This window comes from Aliiroseovarius crassostreae, from assembly GCF_025137635.1.
GTDB classification, from domain to species: domain Bacteria; phylum Pseudomonadota; class Alphaproteobacteria; order Rhodobacterales; family Rhodobacteraceae; genus Aliiroseovarius; species Aliiroseovarius crassostreae.
On record NZ_CP080772.1, the window covers coordinates 413,774 to 432,635 of the forward strand.

At 58.9% G+C, this 18,862-nt stretch carries 15 protein-coding genes; 12 read left to right on the plus strand and 3 right to left on the minus strand.

Features of this window, described 5'->3' with window-relative positions:
- The first annotated feature begins 124 nt into the window (after window positions 1–124).
- A complete protein-coding gene (gene panB / locus K3J57_RS02050; RefSeq protein ID WP_259796869.1) occupies window positions 125–952 on the plus strand; it encodes a 3-methyl-2-oxobutanoate hydroxymethyltransferase in 828 nt (275 codons plus the stop codon).
- A complete protein-coding gene (panC, locus tag K3J57_RS02055; protein WP_259796870.1) occupies window positions 949–1,809 on the plus strand; it encodes a pantoate--beta-alanine ligase in 861 nt (286 codons plus the stop codon). The genes panB and panC overlap by 4 nt, the downstream gene beginning before the upstream one ends.
- Before the next feature lie 286 nt (window positions 1,810–2,095).
- On the opposite strand, the gene K3J57_RS02060 is transcribed toward panC, so the two are convergent.
- Window positions 2,096–3,379, minus strand: a complete 1,284-nt coding sequence (locus K3J57_RS02060; protein ID WP_259796871.1) for an acetylornithine deacetylase/succinyl-diaminopimelate desuccinylase family protein — start codon at window positions 3,377–3,379, stop codon at window positions 2,096–2,098.
- 230 nt (window positions 3,380–3,609) lie between these two features.
- On the opposite strand from K3J57_RS02060, the gene K3J57_RS02065 reads away from it, so the two are divergent.
- The 7 genes from K3J57_RS02065 to K3J57_RS02095 all read left to right on the plus strand — a co-directional run bounded on the left by K3J57_RS02065 (window position 3,610) and on the right by K3J57_RS02095 (window position 11,148).
- A complete protein-coding gene (locus K3J57_RS02065; protein ID WP_259793715.1) occupies window positions 3,610–4,686 on the plus strand; it encodes a coiled-coil domain-containing protein in 1,077 nt (358 codons plus the stop codon).
- A 144-nt stretch (window positions 4,687–4,830) separates the two neighbouring features.
- On the plus strand, window positions 4,831–6,000 hold the full coding sequence (locus K3J57_RS02070) for a hypothetical protein (protein ID WP_259793716.1): 1,170 nt from the start codon (window positions 4,831–4,833) through the stop codon (window positions 5,998–6,000).
- Between the two features lie 78 nt (window positions 6,001–6,078).
- A complete protein-coding gene (locus K3J57_RS02075; RefSeq protein ID WP_259793724.1) occupies window positions 6,079–8,016 on the plus strand; it encodes an AAA family ATPase in 1,938 nt (645 codons plus the stop codon).
- Window positions 8,016–8,654: a hypothetical protein gene (locus tag K3J57_RS02080; protein WP_259793727.1), complete on the plus strand. Its 639-nt coding sequence runs from the start codon at window positions 8,016–8,018 to the stop codon at window positions 8,652–8,654. Before K3J57_RS02075 ends, K3J57_RS02080 begins: the two co-directional genes overlap by 1 nt.
- Window positions 8,655–8,774: 120 nt before the next feature.
- On the plus strand, window positions 8,775–10,196 hold the full coding sequence (locus K3J57_RS02085; RefSeq protein WP_259796872.1) for a DUF6638 family protein: 1,422 nt from the start codon (window positions 8,775–8,777) through the stop codon (window positions 10,194–10,196).
- Window positions 10,196–10,471 carry a hypothetical protein gene (locus K3J57_RS02090; protein ID WP_173485202.1) on the plus strand — a complete coding sequence of 92 codons (276 nt, stop codon included), beginning with the start codon at window positions 10,196–10,198 and terminating at the stop codon, window positions 10,469–10,471. Before K3J57_RS02085 ends, K3J57_RS02090 begins: the two co-directional genes overlap by 1 nt.
- 8 nt (window positions 10,472–10,479) lie before the next feature.
- Complete coding sequence (locus K3J57_RS02095; protein ID WP_259776602.1) at window positions 10,480–11,148, plus strand: DUF1523 family protein; 669 nt, start codon at window positions 10,480–10,482, stop codon at window positions 11,146–11,148.
- Window positions 11,149–11,258: 110 nt separating this feature from the next.
- On the opposite strand, the gene K3J57_RS02100 is transcribed toward K3J57_RS02095, so the two are convergent.
- Complete coding sequence (locus K3J57_RS02100) at window positions 11,259–13,601, minus strand: aldehyde dehydrogenase family protein (protein WP_259793733.1); 2,343 nt, start codon at window positions 13,599–13,601, stop codon at window positions 11,259–11,261.
- A gap of 4 nt (window positions 13,602–13,605) precedes the next feature.
- Window positions 13,606–14,523, minus strand: coding sequence for a deoxyribose-phosphate aldolase (gene deoC / locus K3J57_RS02105; RefSeq protein ID WP_371732365.1), 918 nt, complete (start codon window positions 14,521–14,523; stop codon window positions 13,606–13,608).
- 547 nt (window positions 14,524–15,070) lie between these two features.
- Between deoC and K3J57_RS02110 the strand changes: the two genes are divergently transcribed.
- From K3J57_RS02110 to K3J57_RS02120, 3 genes are all read left to right on the plus strand, one after another.
- The gene (locus tag K3J57_RS02110) at window positions 15,071–16,696 is read left to right on the plus strand and encodes a peptide ABC transporter substrate-binding protein (protein WP_259796873.1); all 1,626 of its coding nucleotides are present in this window, start codon (window positions 15,071–15,073) and stop codon (window positions 16,694–16,696) included.
- 284 nt (window positions 16,697–16,980) lie between these two features.
- The gene (gene oppB, locus K3J57_RS02115) at window positions 16,981–17,904 is read left to right on the plus strand and encodes an oligopeptide ABC transporter permease OppB (protein WP_173485207.1); all 924 of its coding nucleotides are present in this window, start codon (window positions 16,981–16,983) and stop codon (window positions 17,902–17,904) included.
- 58 nt (window positions 17,905–17,962) lie between these two features.
- Window positions 17,963–18,859: an ABC transporter permease subunit gene (locus K3J57_RS02120; RefSeq protein WP_259797720.1), complete on the plus strand. Its 897-nt coding sequence runs from the start codon at window positions 17,963–17,965 to the stop codon at window positions 18,857–18,859.
- Window positions 18,860–18,862: the final 3 nt, after the last annotated feature.

Here is an 18,862-nt window from a genome sequence, read left to right on the forward strand (position 1 = left end):
GGGTGGGGGCATGGCAAGGGGGAGTTGTGCGCAAACCAGACCTTTGATTTTCTGCGATGCAGCATGTATATTGCGCCGAATGTGGGGCGATGACCCCGCGTGTCTTGTTCCGGGGAGGGAATACATGTCCGCCAGCAGCCACCAAACGGCCCTGACGCCGTCTGACATTCGCGCCATGAAAGGTGGTGCGCCCATTGTCACTCTGACCGCTTACACCACGCCGATGGCGCAGATGATGAACGACCATGTGGATGTGGTTCTGGTTGGGGACAGCCTGGGTATGGTGCTGCACGGGCTGCCTGATACGCTGGGTGTCACGATGGAGATGATGTGCCTGCATGGCGCCGCCGTGCGCCGGGGGCTCACCCGCCCGATGCTGGTGATCGACATGCCGTTTGGGTCTTACGAAGAAAGCCCCGAACAGGCGTTTCGCAATGCAGCAACGATCATGCGCGAAACCGGTGCGGATGCGGTGAAGCTCGAGGGGGGCGTGACCATGGCCGAAACCATTGCCTTCCTCACCTCGCGGTCCATTCCGGTGATGGCCCATATCGGCCTCACACCGCAGGCCATCAACACGCTGGGTGGCTACAAGGTGCAGGGCCGCGGCGAAGACCGTGACCGCGTCATGGCGGATGCGCGCGCGGTGGAAAAGGCCGGCGCCTTTTCCGTGGTGCTGGAAAAGACCCCAAAGGGCCTGTCGGATGAGATCACGGAGGCGCTGTCGATCCCGACCATCGGTATCGGCGCCTCTGCCGGGTGCGACGGGCAGGTGCTTGTCGTGGACGACATGCTGGGGCTGTTCACCGCCTTCAAACCCAAATTCGTCAAGCGTTTCGGCACTTTGGGCGTTGACGGGGAAGAGGCGATCAAGGCATACGCCGCCGAAGTGCGCGCGCGGAGTTTCCCCGCGCCGGAACATGTCTTTGCTGACGAGGTGCCGCAGAAATGAACGCTGATATGATTGCCGGTGTAAAGCTGGTGCGTCGCAAGGATGAGATGCGCGCCCTGCGTCGCAAGTGGATTTTTGCCGGGGAAAAAGTGGCAGTGGTGCCGACCATGGGCGCGCTTCATGCAGGGCATTTGTCGCTGGTTGAAGCTGCCAAAAAAGGGGCGGATCGGGTGATCGTGACGATCTTTGTAAACCCGAAACAGTTCAACAATCCCGATGATCTGGACAAGTACCCGCGCACCGAAATGGAAGACGCGGCCAAGCTTGCCCCCTACGGGATCGACGCGCTTTATGTGCCCACGCCTGACCAGATCTACCCCGACGGGTTTGCGACCAATGTGCGGGTTTCCGGCCTGACCGAAGATCTGGAAGGCGCCCATCGCCCCGGCCATTTCGACGGTGTGGCAACCGTGGTGTCAAAGCTGTTTTTGCAATCGCGTGCGGATGTCGCCTATTTCGGGCAGAAGGATTATCAACAGCTTCTTCTGGTCACCCGCCTGTCGCAGGACCTGGATATCGAAACCGAGGTGGTGGGCTGTCCGACGGTGCGCGAAGAGGATGGGCTGGCCATGTCGTCGCGCAATGTGCGGCTCACCCCCGAGGAGCGCGCGATTGCCCCCGCGATGAAACGCGAGATGGACCGGGCGGCGCAAGCGATTCGCAACGGGGCCGAGATCCGCGTGGTGCTGGACAGCGCAAAGCAGCAGATCGAAAATGCGGGCTACAGCGCGGTGGAATATCTGGAACTGCGTGATGCCGAAACGCTGGCGCCGGTCACTGATCTCAGCCGTCCCACGCGCCTGCTGGTGGCGGCGATGCTGGGGGATGTTCGGCTGATCGATAACATCGCGGTGTGATGGGGGTGGCGGGGCCGGGGCCTCGCCTGCGGCTCGGTGCTTCTAATGGCCTCGCGTTGCTCGGACATTGTTGTTTGCGCCGCTGCGCGTCGCGATGAGGGGCGCTGCCCCTCGCGAGGCAAGCTCGCTCACCCCGGGATATTTTTGACCAGAAAATGCAGTCGGAGAGCAGCGGATCCTGGCGGCGTGAGCGCAGGATTTGTGGGTTGTAAAACTTTAAACTTTTACTTTTCGGGCGCGTGAAACTTTAAACTTTCGATTTTCCGAGGGTGAAAACTTTAAACTTTCACAACAGCAGCTCTGCAAGCACCAGTGCCATGACGCCCGCACTGTCGACCATGTCATCCACCCCCACCCATTCATCCGGCTGGTGTGCCAGATCGAGGATCCCCGGCCCGTAGGCGATGCAGTTTTTCAGCCGCCCGATCCGGTCGATATGTTTCTGATCATAGGTGCCGGGACTGACCACATAAGCGGGGTGCTGACCCAGCACCTTTTCGATCGCGGCGGCGGTGGATTTGACCACTGGTGCGTCCTGATCGGTCATGGTTGGGATCACCTCATGCATGTCGGTGAGTGTATACTCAAATGCGGGCCGTTCCGCTTTGATCTTGTCGAGCATCCGGTGGATTTCGGCTTTGACCTCGGTGATATCCTCTTCGATCAGGAAGCGGCGATCAATCACGATGCGGCAGCGGTCTGCTACGCAAGGTGCTGGAAATCCAGTGAAATCTGGGTCCTGCTCCGGTTCGCCCCCATGAATTGAATTGATGTTCAGCGTGGATTGTTTGGCCCCTTCGGGCACCACGGGCATGTCGGTGCGTTTGCTGGCCAACAGCGGAAAGAGGTGGCGTTCCATCTCTTCCAGCACCGCGCCCATATGGCGGATTGCGCTGTCCCCTAAGAAAGGCATTGAGCCATGGGCAATGCGGCCTTTGGTTTCAATCTCGGCCCACCAGACACCGCGATGGCCCAGGCAGATCCGGTCCTTGTTCAGGGGTTCCGGGATGATCACATGCTGGACCCGATCGGGGTCGAAATAGCCCAGTTCGGCCAGGTGCGCGACCCCGCCATAGCCGCCGCTTTCCTCATCCGCCGTGGCCGAGATTTCGACGGCGCCCGCGTGGTCCGGGTACAGGTCGACAAACACCTCTGCCGCGATGATGGAGGCCGCCAATCCGCCCTTCATATCGCAGGCGCCGCGGCCATAGATCCGTCCGTTTTCGAGTTCCCCGCCAAACGGGTCTTTGGTCCAGCCATGCCCCACCTCAACCACGTCATGATGTGAGTTGAAATGAACGCAGTCTCCGGGTGCACCCCCCTCGTGTCGGGCAATCACATTCCAGCGCGGATAGGCGATGCTGTCACCGGGGGCACCTTGCGCCCGGATCATCTCGATCTTGAAGCCCCGTTTGCCCAGCCTTTCCGCCAAGTAACTGCAAATGCGGCGATAATCGCGCCCGGGAGGGTTCAGGGTCGGGATGCGGATCAGGTCCTGGGTCAGGGAAATCAGCTCTTCCCGTCGGGCTGAGATTTCTTGCAGGAGCGGGGTGTCAGCGGGGTTGGTCATGACAAGACGTTAGGGGGGATCTTCGGGACACACAATGATTTTGCGCGGATTTTGGCCGGGTTGCACGCGGGGGGCGGAACGCCGGAATTTCCCCCTAAAGATGTGCGTTTTGCCTAGGTCCGATCTTGAAATCGCGCTACACTCGACCCAACTGAATGTTATGCTGATTAACTTTCGCCTCGCGCAATTTTGAATGGGGCGACAGATGGGAAAGATTGACGGGAGGGCACATGTCCAAATTTGAAACGCAGCTCAAGGAAAGCCAGGCACAAGTGGCTGAGGCGCAATCGAAGATTTCCGAGCTGACCACGCGGATCGAAACCGCGCGCGCCAAGATGAAATCGGGTGAGGATGTGTCGATTGATATCGAGAACGCGACGTTGGATGACGTGCATGCTCATACCGAGGCAATGAATGCGAATATTGCTGAGCTGATCATGGGGCTGGATGATGTGACCGCCGGATTTAGCTCGGAATTTGAACAGCTTAGATCCAAGACGGCCTGGGAAGGATTTATCGGGATTTTCGCCAAGGGAAAATCTGAGGCGATGCGGCAGGAACGTCTGCGCTCGGCCTCTATTGATGACAAGCTGCAGGAGCTGATTGGCCAGTCCGACACGATTGTGCGCCTGCTGGAAGGGCAACTGAATGTGCTCAATGAGCAGAAGGAAAAGGTGGAAGGCAACCTGACCGAGACGCTGGATGAGCGTGAGTTTACGGTGGGTGAACTGGAAACCGTGCGCGCTGAGATCCTCGGTATGGATCCGCAAATCATCGAACTGGAAAACAAGATCGCCAATGAGGTCGATGCCGCCGCGCGCACTGCGCTGGAAACCGAACTTGCGGATTTGAACAAGCAATACAACAGCTTGGTTCAGGATGAGCAGGTGAAGCTGGCGAAGTCGCAGACGCTGGAGCGTTATATCGAGAAGGGCAAGACCTGGGTGGACAGCCTGCAAAATCAGGCGGCCACGCAGATGGTGCTGATCAACAAGCTGCAGACAGACACCAAGCAGCGGGTGGTGCTCTACGATGCGCTGACCAAGTCGCTCAAGACCGCGCAGCAGCAGGACATTGCGCACAGGATCAACGAAATCGGGGTCGAGACCGACAAGGAAGCGCAGGCCGCGATGGCGGCAATTGGCACGGCGACCAACCAGCGTATGGCTGACATGATGGAAGCGCATGAAGACCAGATGGTCTTTGCGCGTGAGGTGCTCGAGGCCAAGGCCAAGGCGGATGAACGTTTTGCCCGCCGGTTTGCGGCGATTGTCGAGAAGCATGACAAGAACGCCTATGGCGGCTGAGGGCATGCTGCGTGCGTGTATTAATGCCTTTTGAGTTGATTGCACCGCCTGCCGAACGGCAGGCAGCGCCCGACCGCCCCCACGGGCGGGCGCTTTGCTCCCACCCTCGGTCGGTCGCTGCCTTTAGCGCTTTGCAGGAGCCACATGTCTGACGAAATCAAATCCACCGAACAGGCCAGCGCGGGCTTTGCGCCACGTGACCACGCCGAACTGACCGATACGCAGATCACCCGCCGCTACTTTGCGAAATTCGACGCCATTACCGGCCATCTTGCCCGCGTCGCAGGTCAGATGGAGGCCGAGGGGCGGATGGGGCGTGATGAGGTCACGGTTCTGGCGGAATATCTTGTCAAGCTGGGCTTCACCTTTCGCGCACTTGCAAACAAATATCATTTCTCGGGCGGGACCTCGGGTATGAGCGCACAGGCGCTTACCTTTGATCGGGTTGAAAGCGGGTTTCCGGTCGCGGCGGAACTCATGCAGATGGCGGCGGATGCGGCGCAGGCATCCGGGCATCTGGCGGGACTGCCCTCCACCGACAAGCTGAAATCCGAAATGGTGAGCCAGATTGTGGGGGATCTGACCAAGCCCGTTAAGCTGCAATACAGCCTGTCTCAGCGGCTATATTACGAAGAACTGGCCAAAGGGCAGCTTTTCTGGCCGCAGATGCACCCGGACGTGATCTGGCGCCGCAATGAAGGTGAGGGGCGGCACACACGGCGCCATTACCTGATGCATTGGGCGGTTTATGACAGCGAGGTGAACCTGCCGACCATCTATCTGATGGAGGTGGAGGATACCGGCAAATATGCGCTGCCCAAGGATGATGAACGCTGGCCGCAGGTGGGGGCGCATCTGATAGCGCAGTCGATGGCGGGGCTGAAGCTGGTGACGATTGCCACCGGGTTTGATCGCGACTTTGACAACCTGCACCCGAAACGCCTGCGCCGGTTTCACATTGGCCCGATGTATAGCCACACGTTTACGCGTCAGTCCGGGCCGCTGCGCGAGGTGCTGGAGGAGGCCAAGTCGCCCCCCGGTGAGGATTGGGCAATGGCCTGGACGCTGGAAGAACTGGAAAGCCGCGAAGTGAAGGAAGAGCGGTCTGGCTGGTTCGGCACAGTAGAGCGCGAGGTGTTTCAGCTTGATCCCTTTGCCGGGCGCGGGGTTGACCTTGGGGCCACCCGGATGGAACGCGCGATTATCCTGCCGGAGCGCCCCTTTCAGGTGCTTGCCGAAAAGAACCCGCCTGGGTTTCGGGATGTGCGGAAATTTGTGGTGCGCCCGGGTGGGCAGGTTTTGAGTTACCGATGATTGAGCAAGCTGGGGGCGCTGCCCCCAGACCCCCGGAGTATTTCTGCCAAGAAGAGGGGAGTGTGAAAGGAGAGAGTTATGTCGATGCCAGCAGATTTGATGGAGCTTCGCGATGAAGGGATCCGGGCGCATTACGGGGCAGCAGCCGGGCTGCTTGACGGGGTTGATCACACGCCGCGCATTGCCCGGCCGAAAGAAGTGCCATCGGCACCAGAGCGATCCAGCGGGATTGGCTCAAGGCGGCGGTTTCGATCCACCACGCCGGGTTTGGTGACGCGATCGACGGCGCGACCTGAAGGGGTGCATCTGGTGGCGCGGATCGAAGGCGCGGACGGGGACGATCCGTTGGTGTCCCCGAAGCAGGCGACGGTGTTGCATGCGTTGCGCCGGGCGATTGCGATTGCGCTGGCGGTGGGGGAAAGCTTTGCCGAGGCGACCGAGCTTGCCGCTTTGAAACGGGCCAATCTACAGGGCGCGTTGGGGGCGGACAAGAAGGCGGCGTTTGCCGAGCTTTTAGCCGCGGAGAGCCTTGCTGTGCTGCATGTCTTTGCCAATGCCACGGCGTTTTTGCTGGCGCCGCACGGGTCGGAGGTTTCGGTTGAAATCGGCGCAGTTGATGAGGTGCTGACCGACAATGCTCCGCTTGCGCTGAATGGTGCGTTGTGGGAGTTGGATCAGGATCTGGCGGCCTTTTCAGACAGTGACGAAAAGCTGGTTGCAACCGTTCTGGCCTTTGCCGAACAGCTGATGGAGAAGGTTGCGTTGCGGGCGCAAAACGCCGGGCGACTGGCGGCGTTTACCGGTGTGAATTACCGGGTTGAGGCGGATGATCTGACGATTTCGGGCTTCACGCCTGCGCGTGCGGCCAAGGGCAGCACACTTACCATGGCATTCAAGAAACCCAATGAGGTGGTGGGCAACCATATCGCCAAGTATCAGGCAATGAAGCTGTCGAAAATGCTGATGGCCTATGATTTCGAGCGCAAACTGAACCCCTTTGCCGAACTGGGCGGGTTCATCTTTACTTTCATGGGCGATGGTGCGCCGGGGACGGGCAAGACCACTCTGATCCAGATGATGGCGGGGCTGGTGAATGACTATTGTCAGGTGGCGGGCTATCCGTTCCGCTACCAGAATTTCGGCATCGACAATATCGACAGCTATCAGGGCAAGTCGGGGCAGAATGCCAAGGCGTTTATCCAGAATGTGCTCGATCCACAGGTGATTGGGTTTGGCACGATTGATGATATTGACCAGATTGCGGGCAAGCGCGGCGACCGACAATCCAGCGCGGGTCAGCAGGAAGTGACCGCCGTGTTCATGGAGGCCTTTGCCGGCGCCAACACCGTGGTGCGCGGCAACTGCACCTTTGGCATGTTTTCGAACTATCCCGAGAATGTGGATGACGCTTTGCGCCAGCGGGCGGGAGCGCGGTTTCTGGTCGACGGGCCGCAGACGCGAGAGGATTATATCGACATCCTCAACCTTCTGATGGGCAAGAACCACTCGATCCCGCTGGGCGAGCATGAGGCCTTTGCTGCGCAAGAGATCAAACGCGCGGTGGCGGCGAGTTTTGACGCGCATAACCGACCGAAAGAGGCCGGTTTGCTGAACGTGTTTGACCGGGTGCATGGGCAGATTGGTGAGCTGGACACCATTGCCAAGATGGGCACCTATCTGAAAGCCATTCAGGAGGCGGATGCCCGCTTTACCGGCCGCGCGATCAAGAACATCACCGACGCGGTGAAGGTGCGCGCGATGGATTTTGAACTGCCGGATGCGTGGATGGAAAACCCCGATCTGTTCCTGTTCAAACCCTATGATGAGAAGAAGGCGATGATTGCCGAGCTGCGCGTGCCGATCACCGTGGAGATGGTCATTCAGGAGATCAACCGCTACGCCGACAGCGAGTTCCGCTACGCCGATAAATCGGACGAGGTGGCGATTGAAAACATGGTGCGCGACTTTGGCCGGCAAGAAGAGGCGAAGCGGCGGTATCTGGAGGGGAAAGGGTGATGTACGATGTCTGGCAGGACCCGGACGTGGTGACTGCATTTGGAACATTGCTTGCAGGCAGCTCTACCGTCGTTGGTGTGATTGTTGCTTGGTGCGGTCTAAAAACATGGAAGAAGGAACGAGATGCTGATTTTGCCAAACGCTATGCTGGTGAGTTGTTTAAATACAGGCGCATACTGCATCAGATACGCCGAGGGTATCTGACAAAATCAGACATAGAATTGTTGCAGGATGCAGAAATCCCAAATCAAGTCACTGACAAAGTGCGCTTGCTAAGGTGGCGATTTTCCAGAGAGATCCTTGAGGAAGTTATGGTGATGCAGGCAGAGGCGGAATTGCGTTGGCAAGGTGATGCAGAATGCGCTTTCCGTCCGATTGCTGAAATTGAAAGCGAGCTGGCTAAGGATGTGTTGGACCTCGGAATTTTGAACCGTAGGTTGGAGGAAAATAACACAGCAAACCACGATAAGAGGATGTCCGATGAACAGCTTACAGAATGGTGGAATGAAAATGAAGCAGAGCTAAAGAGGCTCACAAATAAGCTCAATGACGGTGAAAATGAACAGGATGAAACCCGAGCACGCATTGAAGAAGCTTTCCGTCCCATGAAAAATCTACTTAGCAAGAAAGTCAGATGAGAAATTATTTTGCAGTTCCCGCGGCGCAGCCGCGATGCGCCCGACCCGCCCCCATGGGCGGGCGCATTCTGCACCCACCCTCAGGCCGGGCGCATCGCTGGTGGAATACGGAGGTCTAAAATGAAACGCCTCATTAAACGCGGGTTGATGTTTGGCAATCTGATCCGGGTGGACAGCCCGGCGTTGATTGCGCGTTACAATCGGGCGCTTTTGAAACTCACCGGCAAGATCACCGATCTGACCGAGTTTCACATCGACATTTCCGGGTTTTCGCCGGAAATCGGCGAGGAATTCCAGGACGACGCTTACCTCAACCCCGGCGGCTGCAATCGGCAGTTCATCATCCTCACCGTCGACCAGAAGAAGGCGCCGCTTCTCAATGCGTCTTTCTCCACCTCGCGGGGCATTCTGAAACAGTTCATGGCGGAAAATGAGGCCAAGCTCTTTGCGCTCACCGCCCATGATGCGGTGGCGGGGGAGCTCGACAATTCGGTTTATACGGTGGGGGACATGCGCGACCTACTGGCGATCCGCAAGATTTCCATCAATGCGGATACGACGCAAAGCCATGTGGCCAACGCGCGCAAACTCGCTGAAAAGATTGATCATTTCCAGACGGTTGAGGGCGCGTGGTATGATGATCAGCTGATTGACGAGATGATTGAGCTGGCCCGCGAAACCGGGGATGTGACCCGCGTGCCATTGGATCTGGGCGCGCCCACTTATGAGCAGGGCAATTTCTGGACCAGCCATTTTGGCGGGGTCTATGTGTTTCGTGACACCCAGACGCCCGCGATCATCACGGCGGGGGATCGCGCGGCCCTGAAAGGGGCTATGATTGACCGGGTTTATGATCTGACCGATGTGAACGGCATTGCTTCGTTCCTCAAGCACAATGATCTGGTTGAGCCGGTGGTCAAGGCGCGGGGCGTGGATGGGGCGCGGATCCTGCACCAGAAAATGCAATTCATGCTGGTGGATGCGGCGACCAGTGTCGGGATGGATCTCGGCGATATGTCAGAGCGCGCCCTGCGTCGGGTGGCAACTCGGCTGGGCGACCGCCTGCCCGAGGCGTTCCGCGGGCTTGCGGCCATGGTGCGCTGGGCCGAAGCCGGGGGCAAATGGCCACGGATCGACAGCCGCCATCCTTCGTATTTCTACACATTGCGGGCCCGCCCGGATCACCCGGATCGCGACCTGATCAACCAGCTGTTGTCAGAGCTGGCCCCGCTGGATGTGCGCCAGCTCTTTATCTGTCACAAGCAGGCCTTCTATGACGCCTATGCCACATGGCCTGACGAAAAGCGTGAATTTGTGGCAGAGTTCCTGCATCGTGATTATATGGCCAATAAGGCGGGTGCGCGGGAGCGACTGTTTGGCGGTGAGGATCGCATGGTCGAGGAGCACCCGACCCCATGGGGCCCTGCGCAAAACCCCTGGAGCCGCGCAAAAGCAGGCGGGGCAGAGAAACCTGCGAGTGTGGACAGGCGGATCGACCGGGTTGGTCCCTGGGGAAGCATCGGCAAAGGCGGGAGGAGATAATGGGATTTCTGCGATTTATCATATTCGGCTATCTTGGCCTGACCGTGATCTATTGGCTGATCTCACTCTATTCCCGTTCCGTTCGGTTGGAGAGGCTGGAAAACGAATGGGCCGAGGGGCATCCCGATGATGCGGACAGCCCGGAGCGGCAAAGTTTTCTGGATGCCGGGATGGCCGCCTATCACAGCTCATTCCGGCCCAAACTGATCGGGCTGGTCTATATCATTCCGACCGTGCTGGTCATTATCGCGCTTGTTGTGCGCAACTCGAATTGAGGGATCCGATGGAGAACGTGAAACGTGTGTTTCGAACTGTCGTGCTGGTCATGTTTGGCCTGCTTTTCTGGTATGTGCTGCCGCAGCATGACGTGGTGCGGGTGACCGGAACCGAGATCATCCGGATGGATTTCTCCTCGGTCAACCGGCCGTTTTTTGCGCAATCAGACAGCGGCACAAATGAGCTGGTCACACGGGACATCCGGTTGATCAACACCGTCAAGCGCAAGACCTTTCTGATGGGGTTCATTCCGCGCGAGGCGGAAAAGGTGATGGTGTATCGCAACGAGGATACGGGCTGGATCTGGCCGCCTTATTTCAAGTTTGACAGCTCTGACCTGCAGGCGCAGGCCTCGGCCATTGCGCAGAAAGCGGATGGGGCAAACTGGGCGATCATGACCCATTATGGCTGGCGCAACCGGTTCTTCTCGATCTACCCGAATGCGGTGGGGCTGGAGCCGATTGACGGGCCGGATGTGCGGATCATCCCCTGGTTCAACATCTTTTTCTTCTCATTCCTGATCATTGCGTGGCTGTTTCTGCGCGCGCTGTGGCGGCAGTTTCGCCAGCGCTCGATTGATCCCGCGCTGGAGGATGTCTCCGAGACATGGGATCTGATTGATGACAAGGCGGATGAGGCGCGAGGACGGGTGCGGCGCTGGTTTGGCCGGAAGTGATCCTTTTGCAGGACGCAAAGGAGAAAAGCCCCGCGATTGCGGGGCTTTTGTTTTTTGCCTTCGGCGAGAGTATTTTTTCCAAGAAGAAGGGGGGACGTGTCGCCCTCCTGTCACTCGCCGTAGGGCACCCAGATGGTTTTGACCTCGGTCGCATGGGCGAGGAACTCTTTGCCTTCGGCCTGCATCCAGTCACGGGCGCGGGCGTTGTTGACCCAGGTCCGTTTCAGGTTGCCCGCGCTTTCCATCTCGACGATGGCCGAGATATCCGCCCCGGATTGGGCCCAGACCGCATCCAGGTTCAGGTGGCCCGCCATCGGGGCGGCGAGGTCGGCATGGGAGCCGGTCAGAATATTCACCACACCTGCGGGCAGGTCGGATGTCTCCAGCACCTGATAGAAATCGGTGGCGGCAAGCGGGTAGGGTTCGGATGCCACCAGAACCACGCGGTTGCCCATGGCAATGGCCGGGGCCATCAGAGAGACGAGCCCCAGCAGCGGGGTTTCGTCCGGGCAGAAGCCACCGATCACGCCAATGGGTTCGTGCATCGCCAGAGCCACGCCCCGCATTGGCACCGGCTTGGCGGCCCCATCATACTTGTCGGCCCAGGCGGCATAGGTGAAGAGGCGGCTCACCGCGGCCTCAACTTCTTTTGCGCCGGATTTCCCACCTGTCATGGCGTCGATCCTGGCCGCGAATTCTTCGGCACGGGCTGAGAGGTTTTCGCCGATATAGTAAAGGATCTGGGCGCGCAGATGGGCGGTGGATTTGGCCCAGCCCTTGGCCGCATGGGCGGCCTCGACCGCGTTGCGCACGTCTTTGCGGTTGGCGATGCCCACATGGCCCAGAAGCGCGCCTTTGGATGACCAGACCGCTTGGGAATATCCGCCATCCGGGCGGGTCTGTTTGCCGCCCACATAGAATTTTGCGGTGCGGTCCAGCGTGTCTACCTTCGCGTCTTTCGGCGCCGCCTCTGCGGCAATGGGTTTCAGCGCCGTGGTGGTGCCTTTGGGCTTGGTATAGGCCAACAGCCCTTCCCAACCACCTTCGCGCCCAAACCCGCTTTCGCGCACACCGCCGAAACCGGCGGCTGCGTCGAACATATTGGTGCCATTGACCCAGACCACACCGGCGACCAGTTTTGGTGCAATGTCCAGAGCAAGGTTCACGTTTTCGGTCCAGACGGTGGCCGCGAGGCCATAGCGGGTGTTGTTTGCCACGTCCACCGCCTCGGCAGGGGTGCGGAAGGTGGTGGCGACCAGAACCGGACCGAAGATTTCTTCCTGCATCAGGGTTGCGGCGGGTGACATGCCGGTGATCAGCGTGGGCGGGTAATAACAGCCATTTGCGGGCAGATCACAGGGGGTGTGATAGACCTCGCCCTCGTGCTTGCCGGCTTCTACCAGCGTGGTCACTGTCTGCAGCTGCACCGGATCGACCACGGCCCCTACATCAATGCTCTTGTCCATCGGGTCGCCCACGCGCAGCTTGGCCATGCGCGCTTTCAGCTTGGTATAGAACCTGTCCGCAATGCCTTCCTGCACCAACAGGCGCGAGCCTGCACAGCAGACCTGGCCCTGGTTGAACCAGATCGCATCGACCAGCCCCTCGACTGCTGAATCAATGTCGGCGTCGTCAAACACGATGTAAGGTGATTTGCCGCCCAGTTCGAGCGTGAGCGACTTGCCGGTGCCTGCGGTGGCGCGGCGGATTACGCGGCCGACATCGGTGGAGCCGGTGAAGGCGATCTTGTCGATGTCGTCATGTGAGGTGATGGCTTCGCCCACGCGCCCGTCGCCGGTCACGATGTTCACAACCCCTTTGGGCAGACCAGCCTCATCACAGATCTGCGCAAAGAGGAGCGCGGTCAGAGAGGTGTATTCGGCAGGTTTCAACACCACCGTGTTGCCCATCGCAATTGCCGGAGCCACTTTCCAGGCCAGCATCAAAAGCGGGAAGTTCCACGGAATGATCTGACCGCAGACGCCAAGGGCCTCGCGGTCAGGCAGTTCGGCATCCTGCAGCTGTGCCATGCCTGCGTGGTAATAGAAATGGCGCGCGACGAGGGGGATATCGACGTCCCGCGATTCCCGGATCGGTTTGCCATTGTCGAGCGTTTCCAGAACGGCAAATAACCGCGCATGTTTTTGCACAAGGCGCGCCAGCGCGTAGAGGTATTTGGCGCGGGCATGGCCGGGCAGGGCAGCCCATTTTGCTTGTGCTTTGCGCGCGGCGGTTACGGCTGCGTCCACATCATCGGCGCTGGCCTGGGTGATCTGCGCCAGTTCTTCGCCATTGGCGGGGTTGTTCGAGGCAAAGCTGTTGCCTGCGGAGGTCATCTTGCCGTTGATATAGAGGCCAAAGGGGGCGTTTTCCGCGATCCAGCTGTGGGCTTCCTTGGCGCTTTCAGGGGCGAGGCCATAGTCCATGGTTTCGAAAATTTCTTTCACGGTCATGATCTTATCCAATCGGATGACGATATCCGGCGGAGTAGTGGCCGGTCAGATGGTGTTCAAGCTGGCGTTCGATGTCGCCCAGCAGAGAGGAGGCCCCGAAGCGGAACAGATGTGGGGTAAGCCACGCGTCGCCCAGCTCTTCCTTGATCAGCGCGAGATAGGTGATCGCGTCCTTGGCCTTGGAAATTCCGCCCGCAGGTTTGTATCCGACACGATATCCGGTGCGATCATAATAGTCCCGGATCGCGCGAATCATCACCAGAGAGACGGGCAGGGTGGCGTTCACGCTTTCCTTGCCGGTGGAGGTCTTGATGAAGTCGGCCCCGGCCATCATGCACACGAGAGAGGCGCGGGCGACATTGCGCAGGGACCCCAGCTCTCCGGTCGCGAGAATGGCTTTCACATGGGCCTCGCCGCACGCGTCGCGGAAGGCCTTCATCTCGTCATACAGGGCTTGCCAGTCGCCGGTCAGAACATGCCTGCGCGAGATCACGATGTCGATCTCGGTTGCACCTGCGCGCACGCTTTCGCGGATCTCTTCCAGACGCAGATGGAACGGGGACAGGCCTGCGGGAAAGCCGGTGGATACGGCGGCGATCGGCAGGGTGGCCCCCAGCTGGTCGAGCGTCGCCACAGCCGGTTCGATCATGTCGTGATAGACACAGACAGCACCGGTGGTCAGCCCTTCCATATCAAGGGCTTGCAATAGATCCGGGCGCACGGGCTGAACTGCTTTTGCCACCAGGCGTCGCACGCGGCCGGGGGTGTCATCACCCGATAACGTGGTCAGGTCGATCATGCTGATCGCCTTCAAAAGCCATGCAGCCTGATGGTCCTTTTTCACCGACCGCCGTGCGGGCAAGGTGGCGCAGCGACGCTCAATGGCCGAAGTGTTGGCCTGGGCGCCGCGCACCCAGTCCATGTCCAGGGGAATTCCCGGGTTTCGAATGTCGGCGATTTGGGGCAGCTGAGCTGGCGCCTGACCCTGGGGCACAGAATGGCCCCCTTTTTGGTCGTTCCGTTGTTCACTAAGCACGGTTGATCCCTTTGTGTGATCTGTCGGTGTCATCTGTGGTGTCGTGGTTCCTGCGGGGCGGAGATCTGGGGGAAATCCTGCCGAAAATCCCGCCGAAATTCCTGCGGGCCAAGGGTGGCATGGGGGATTGGAAATGGCAAGATTTACCGAATGGTAAAAAAATATCACGATCGGGGCCGATAGTTGTGCCGAACCAGACGTCAGTTTGACTTGGATCATGGAGCAATTCGCGCGAATTGACCGAACAAGATGGCAGATAGCTTGTCGTTCGGGAAAGAGTTGTTTCCGGTAACATTGTCCGCTTAGGATGCCCCATCTGCATGTTCTTCCGAGACGCGAGTCTCGGGTGGCGGGAGGAAGGCGCAACCGGTGCTAGACGCCCTGTGCAACACCGACCACGAGCTGCATCGAAACTGATATTGGGAGACACCACATGACCTTTACCATCAAAGCTGCACTGCTTGGCTCGGCCTTTGCGCTGGCCAGCCCGGCATTGGCTGCAGGCACCCATCCGGTGACCGGCGAGAAGCTGGCTGATGACCAGACCTTCACCTATCGCGTTCTGGACGAGCACACCTCGGTTGATCCGCAGATCGTGGAAGACGTGACCGGGTCCGAGATCGTGCGCGACCTGTTTGAAGGCCTTTATAATCAGGACAAAGATGGCAACCTGGTGCCGGGTGTGGCCACGGGGTTCACCACGAACGAAGACAAGACCGTCTACACCTTTACCCTGCGTGACAATGCCAAATGGTCTGATGGCACCCCGGTCACTGCCGGTGATTTCGTCTATGCCTGGCGCCGTCTGGCCGACCCGGCCACCGCGTCGGAATACCAGTGGTATGTTGAGGTGATGAACCTGAAAAACGCGGGCCCCGTGATGGCAGGTGAGGCGCCGCTGGAAGATCTGGGCGTGAAGGCGATTGACGACCACACGCTGGAAGTGACGCTGGAAAGCTCGCTGCCCTATTTTGCACTGACCACCACCCACACTTCGACCTTCCCGTCGCCGAAATGGGCAATCGAGAAGCACGGTGCCGACTGGATCAAGCCGGAAAATATCGTGGTGAACGGTGCTTACAAGCTGACCGAACATGTCGCCAATGAACGCTCGGTACGTGAGCGCAACGAGATGTATTGGGACAATGAAAACACCATCATCGACAAGACTGTTGCCCTGGTGATCAATGATGAAAACGTGGCCCTGACCCGCTATATGGCAGGTGAGCTGGACCGCACCGAGATCCCGGCCGGCCAATATCCGTCCCTGAAGGAATCGAACCCCGATGAGGCCACGGCCTTCCCGCGCCTGTGTTCCTATTATTACACGATCAACGTGTCGGATAACGCGCCGGAATTCCTGAAAGACCAGCGCGTGCGTCAGGCCCTGTCTTACGCGATCAACCGTGACATCATCGTTGACAAGGTGCTGCAAGGTGGCCAGACCCCGGCCTATACCTTCACCCCGGGTGCCACCGCGAAATTCCAGGTGCCTTCGGTGGAATATGCCACCTGGACCCAGTCCGAGCGCAACGCAAAAGCGGCAGAGCTGATGGCCGAAGCTGGCTATGACAAGTCGAACCCGCTGGAACTGACCCTGATCTACAACACCTCAGAAGCCCACAAGAAAGTGGCGATTGCGGTGTCGCAGATGTGGAAACAGGCGCTGGGCGTGAAAGTGTCGCTGGAAAACCAGGAGTGGAAAACCTTCCTGAACACCCGTGGGGAACAGAACTATGAAATCGCCCGGGCCGGCTGGTGTGGGGATTATAACGAAGCCTCGACCTTCCTGGATCTGGTGCAGTCGGGCTCGGGTTACAACGACGCAAAATACAACAACGCCGAGGTGGACGCGTTGTTGAAAGATGCAAAAACCATGGATGATCCGCAGGCCAACTATTCCAAGGTGGAAGAGATCATCGCCGCCGACATGCCGCTGATCCCGATCTATCACTATGCGGGCAGCTTCATGATCAAGCCGGACGTCATTGGCAGCTGGCCGGTGAAGAACGTGGAACAGAACTGGTACTCGAAAGACCTTTACAAGGTGGCCGAGTAACGCTCTGATCAAACGGGGGCATTGCCCGGGGTGATCCCGGGCAGTGCCCCCTCCCTTTGCGGATCAGAGCTTGAACAACCCTTGAGAATCTGACACATGCCCGCGATCTGGTGCGTCGGCCCTTTGTAAATCTGCAAAGGAACGCCGTGGCAGGGCGGCAAATCCGCAAATTTCTGGTGAGGCACCGGGGTGGGACAGCCCTGTGCAATCACTTTTGGGGACAGTTGAGGCCGCGCTTGACCTTCATCAAGGCACGCTGCGCGCCGCTGTTACATGGGGACAGGATGTTTAACTTCATCTTACGCAGGGTCGCCGTTGCGATCCCGACACTGATCATTCTCTTGATCGCCAGTTTCTGGCTGATGCAGACCGCACCGGGCGGCCCGTTCACTTCCGAACGGCCCTTGCCTGCGCAGGTGCTCGCCAATATCGAGGCCAAATACGGGCTCGACCAACCAATCTATGTCCAGCTTTGGGATTATGTCGTGGGCATCGTGACCCAGTTCGACTTTGGCCCGAGCTACAAATATAAGGACCGGTCGGTCAATGATATCATCGCACAGGGGTTCCCGGTCACGCTGACCTACGGGGTGATCTCGTTTGTGCTGGCGATCATTGTCGGCGGCATCCTGGGCATGGCCGCAGCCATCCGGCAAAACAGCTGGCTTGATTATTTTGCCGTGGGGGTGACCATCGGCGCGCAGGTGCTGCCGAACTTCGTGATGGCGCCGATCCTCATTCTGATTTTCACACTCTGGCTGGGCTGGCTGCCCGGGGGCGGCTGGAATGGCGGCCAGTGGGAAAACATCATCATGCCGGTGATTGCGCTGTCGACCTCTTACATGGCGTCGATTGCCCGTCTGACCCGGTCGTCGATGCTTGAGGTGCTGCGGTCGAACTTCATCCGCACCGCCCGCGCCAAGGGGCTGCCGGATCGCACCATCATCTTCCGTCACGCGCTGAAACCGGCGCTGCTTCCGGTGATTTCCTATCTCGGGCCGGCCTTTGTCGGCATGGTCACCGGGTCGTTCATCATTGATGCGATCTTCGGGACCGGCGGCATTGGCTATTTCTACGTCAACTCGGCCTTCAACCGCGATTATGCGGTGATGATGGGCCTGACGATCCTTCTGGGCTCGATGACGATCCTGTTCAATATGGTGGTCGACATCCTTTACGCTTGGATCGACCCGAAAATCCGGCTGTGAGGGTGGAGATATGACAGACAAGCTCGTTCAACCCTTTACGCAAGCCAAAACCGCAGAAATGGCTGACCGCATGGTGCAAGAAGACGTGCAGGGCCGCTCGCCCTGGACCGATGCGCGCCGCCGCTTCATGGCCAACAAGGCCGCGATGACCTCGGTCCTTGTGCTTCTGCTGGTGTTCCTGTTTTCGGTCTTCGGCCATTCGATCAGCGCATTTGACATCGAAACCATCGATTGGGATGTGCTGGGGAATGTGAAAGAGGCCGGACGGCCATCACTGGAAAACGGCCACTTCTTCGGCTTTGATGAAAATGGTCGTGACCTCTATAACCGCGTGGTCCAAGGCTCGCGCATTTCGCTGGCCGTGGGGGTCGTCGGTGCATTTGTAGCGGTGATCGTTGGCACGATTTACGGCGCCACTGCCGGGTTCATCGGAGGGCGTGTCGACAGCATCATGATGCGCCTCGTCGATATCTTCATGTCGATCCCCTACATGTTTGTGCTGATCCTGCTCTTGGTTGTCGCCGGTCGTTCGATCACCATGATCTTTGTCGGCATCGGCCTGACCGCCTGGCTTGACATGAGCCGCATCGTGCGCGGCCAGACGCTTTCCATCAAGAACCGTGAATTCGTCGAAGCCGCCGTGGCGATCGGCGTGCCCACCTGGCAGATCATTTTCCGCCACATCGTCCCCAACCTGCTGGGGGTTGTGGTGGTTTACGCCACGCTTCTGGTGCCGCAGATGATCCTGACCGAAAGCTTCATTTCGTTCCTGGGCCTTGGTGTGCAAGAGCCGCTGACCTCTTGGGGTGCTCTGATCTCGGAAGGGGTGAAAAGCATGAACTATGGCACGCTTTGGCAGCTGGGTTTCCCGCTGACCTTCTTCGTGATCACGATCTTCTGCTTCTTTTTCATCGGTGACGGCCTGCGCGACGCGCTGGACCCGAAAGACCGCTAAGGG

What these genes read in the sequence shown, in the direction of transcription:
- panB (WP_259796869.1), top strand. Translation starts at nt 125, where the DNA reads ATGTCCGCCAGCAGCCACCAAACGGCCCTGACGCCGTCTGACATTCGC.
- panC (WP_259796870.1), top strand. Translation starts at nt 949, where the DNA reads ATGAACGCTGATATGATTGCCGGTGTAAAGCTGGTGCGTCGCAAGGAT.
- K3J57_RS02060 (WP_259796871.1), bottom strand. Translation starts at nt 3,379, where the DNA reads ATGACCAACCCCGCTGACACCCCGCTCCTGCAAGAAATCTCAGCCCGA.
- K3J57_RS02065 (WP_259793715.1), top strand. Translation starts at nt 3,610, where the DNA reads ATGTCCAAATTTGAAACGCAGCTCAAGGAAAGCCAGGCACAAGTGGCT.
- K3J57_RS02070 (WP_259793716.1), top strand. Translation starts at nt 4,831, where the DNA reads ATGTCTGACGAAATCAAATCCACCGAACAGGCCAGCGCGGGCTTTGCG.
- K3J57_RS02075 (WP_259793724.1), top strand. Translation starts at nt 6,079, where the DNA reads ATGTCGATGCCAGCAGATTTGATGGAGCTTCGCGATGAAGGGATCCGG.
- K3J57_RS02080 (WP_259793727.1), top strand. Translation starts at nt 8,016, where the DNA reads ATGTACGATGTCTGGCAGGACCCGGACGTGGTGACTGCATTTGGAACA.
- K3J57_RS02085 (WP_259796872.1), top strand. Translation starts at nt 8,775, where the DNA reads ATGAAACGCCTCATTAAACGCGGGTTGATGTTTGGCAATCTGATCCGG.
- K3J57_RS02090 (WP_173485202.1), top strand. Translation starts at nt 10,196, where the DNA reads ATGGGATTTCTGCGATTTATCATATTCGGCTATCTTGGCCTGACCGTG.
- K3J57_RS02095 (WP_259776602.1), top strand. Translation starts at nt 10,480, where the DNA reads ATGGAGAACGTGAAACGTGTGTTTCGAACTGTCGTGCTGGTCATGTTT.
- K3J57_RS02100 (WP_259793733.1), bottom strand. Translation starts at nt 13,601, where the DNA reads ATGACCGTGAAAGAAATTTTCGAAACCATGGACTATGGCCTCGCCCCT.
- deoC (WP_371732365.1), bottom strand. Translation starts at nt 14,523, where the DNA reads ATGGACTGGGTGCGCGGCGCCCAGGCCAACACTTCGGCCATTGAGCGT.
- K3J57_RS02110 (WP_259796873.1), top strand. Translation starts at nt 15,071, where the DNA reads ATGACCTTTACCATCAAAGCTGCACTGCTTGGCTCGGCCTTTGCGCTG.
- oppB (WP_173485207.1), top strand. Translation starts at nt 16,981, where the DNA reads ATGTTTAACTTCATCTTACGCAGGGTCGCCGTTGCGATCCCGACACTG.
- K3J57_RS02120 (WP_259797720.1), top strand. Translation starts at nt 17,963, where the DNA reads ATGGCTGACCGCATGGTGCAAGAAGACGTGCAGGGCCGCTCGCCCTGG.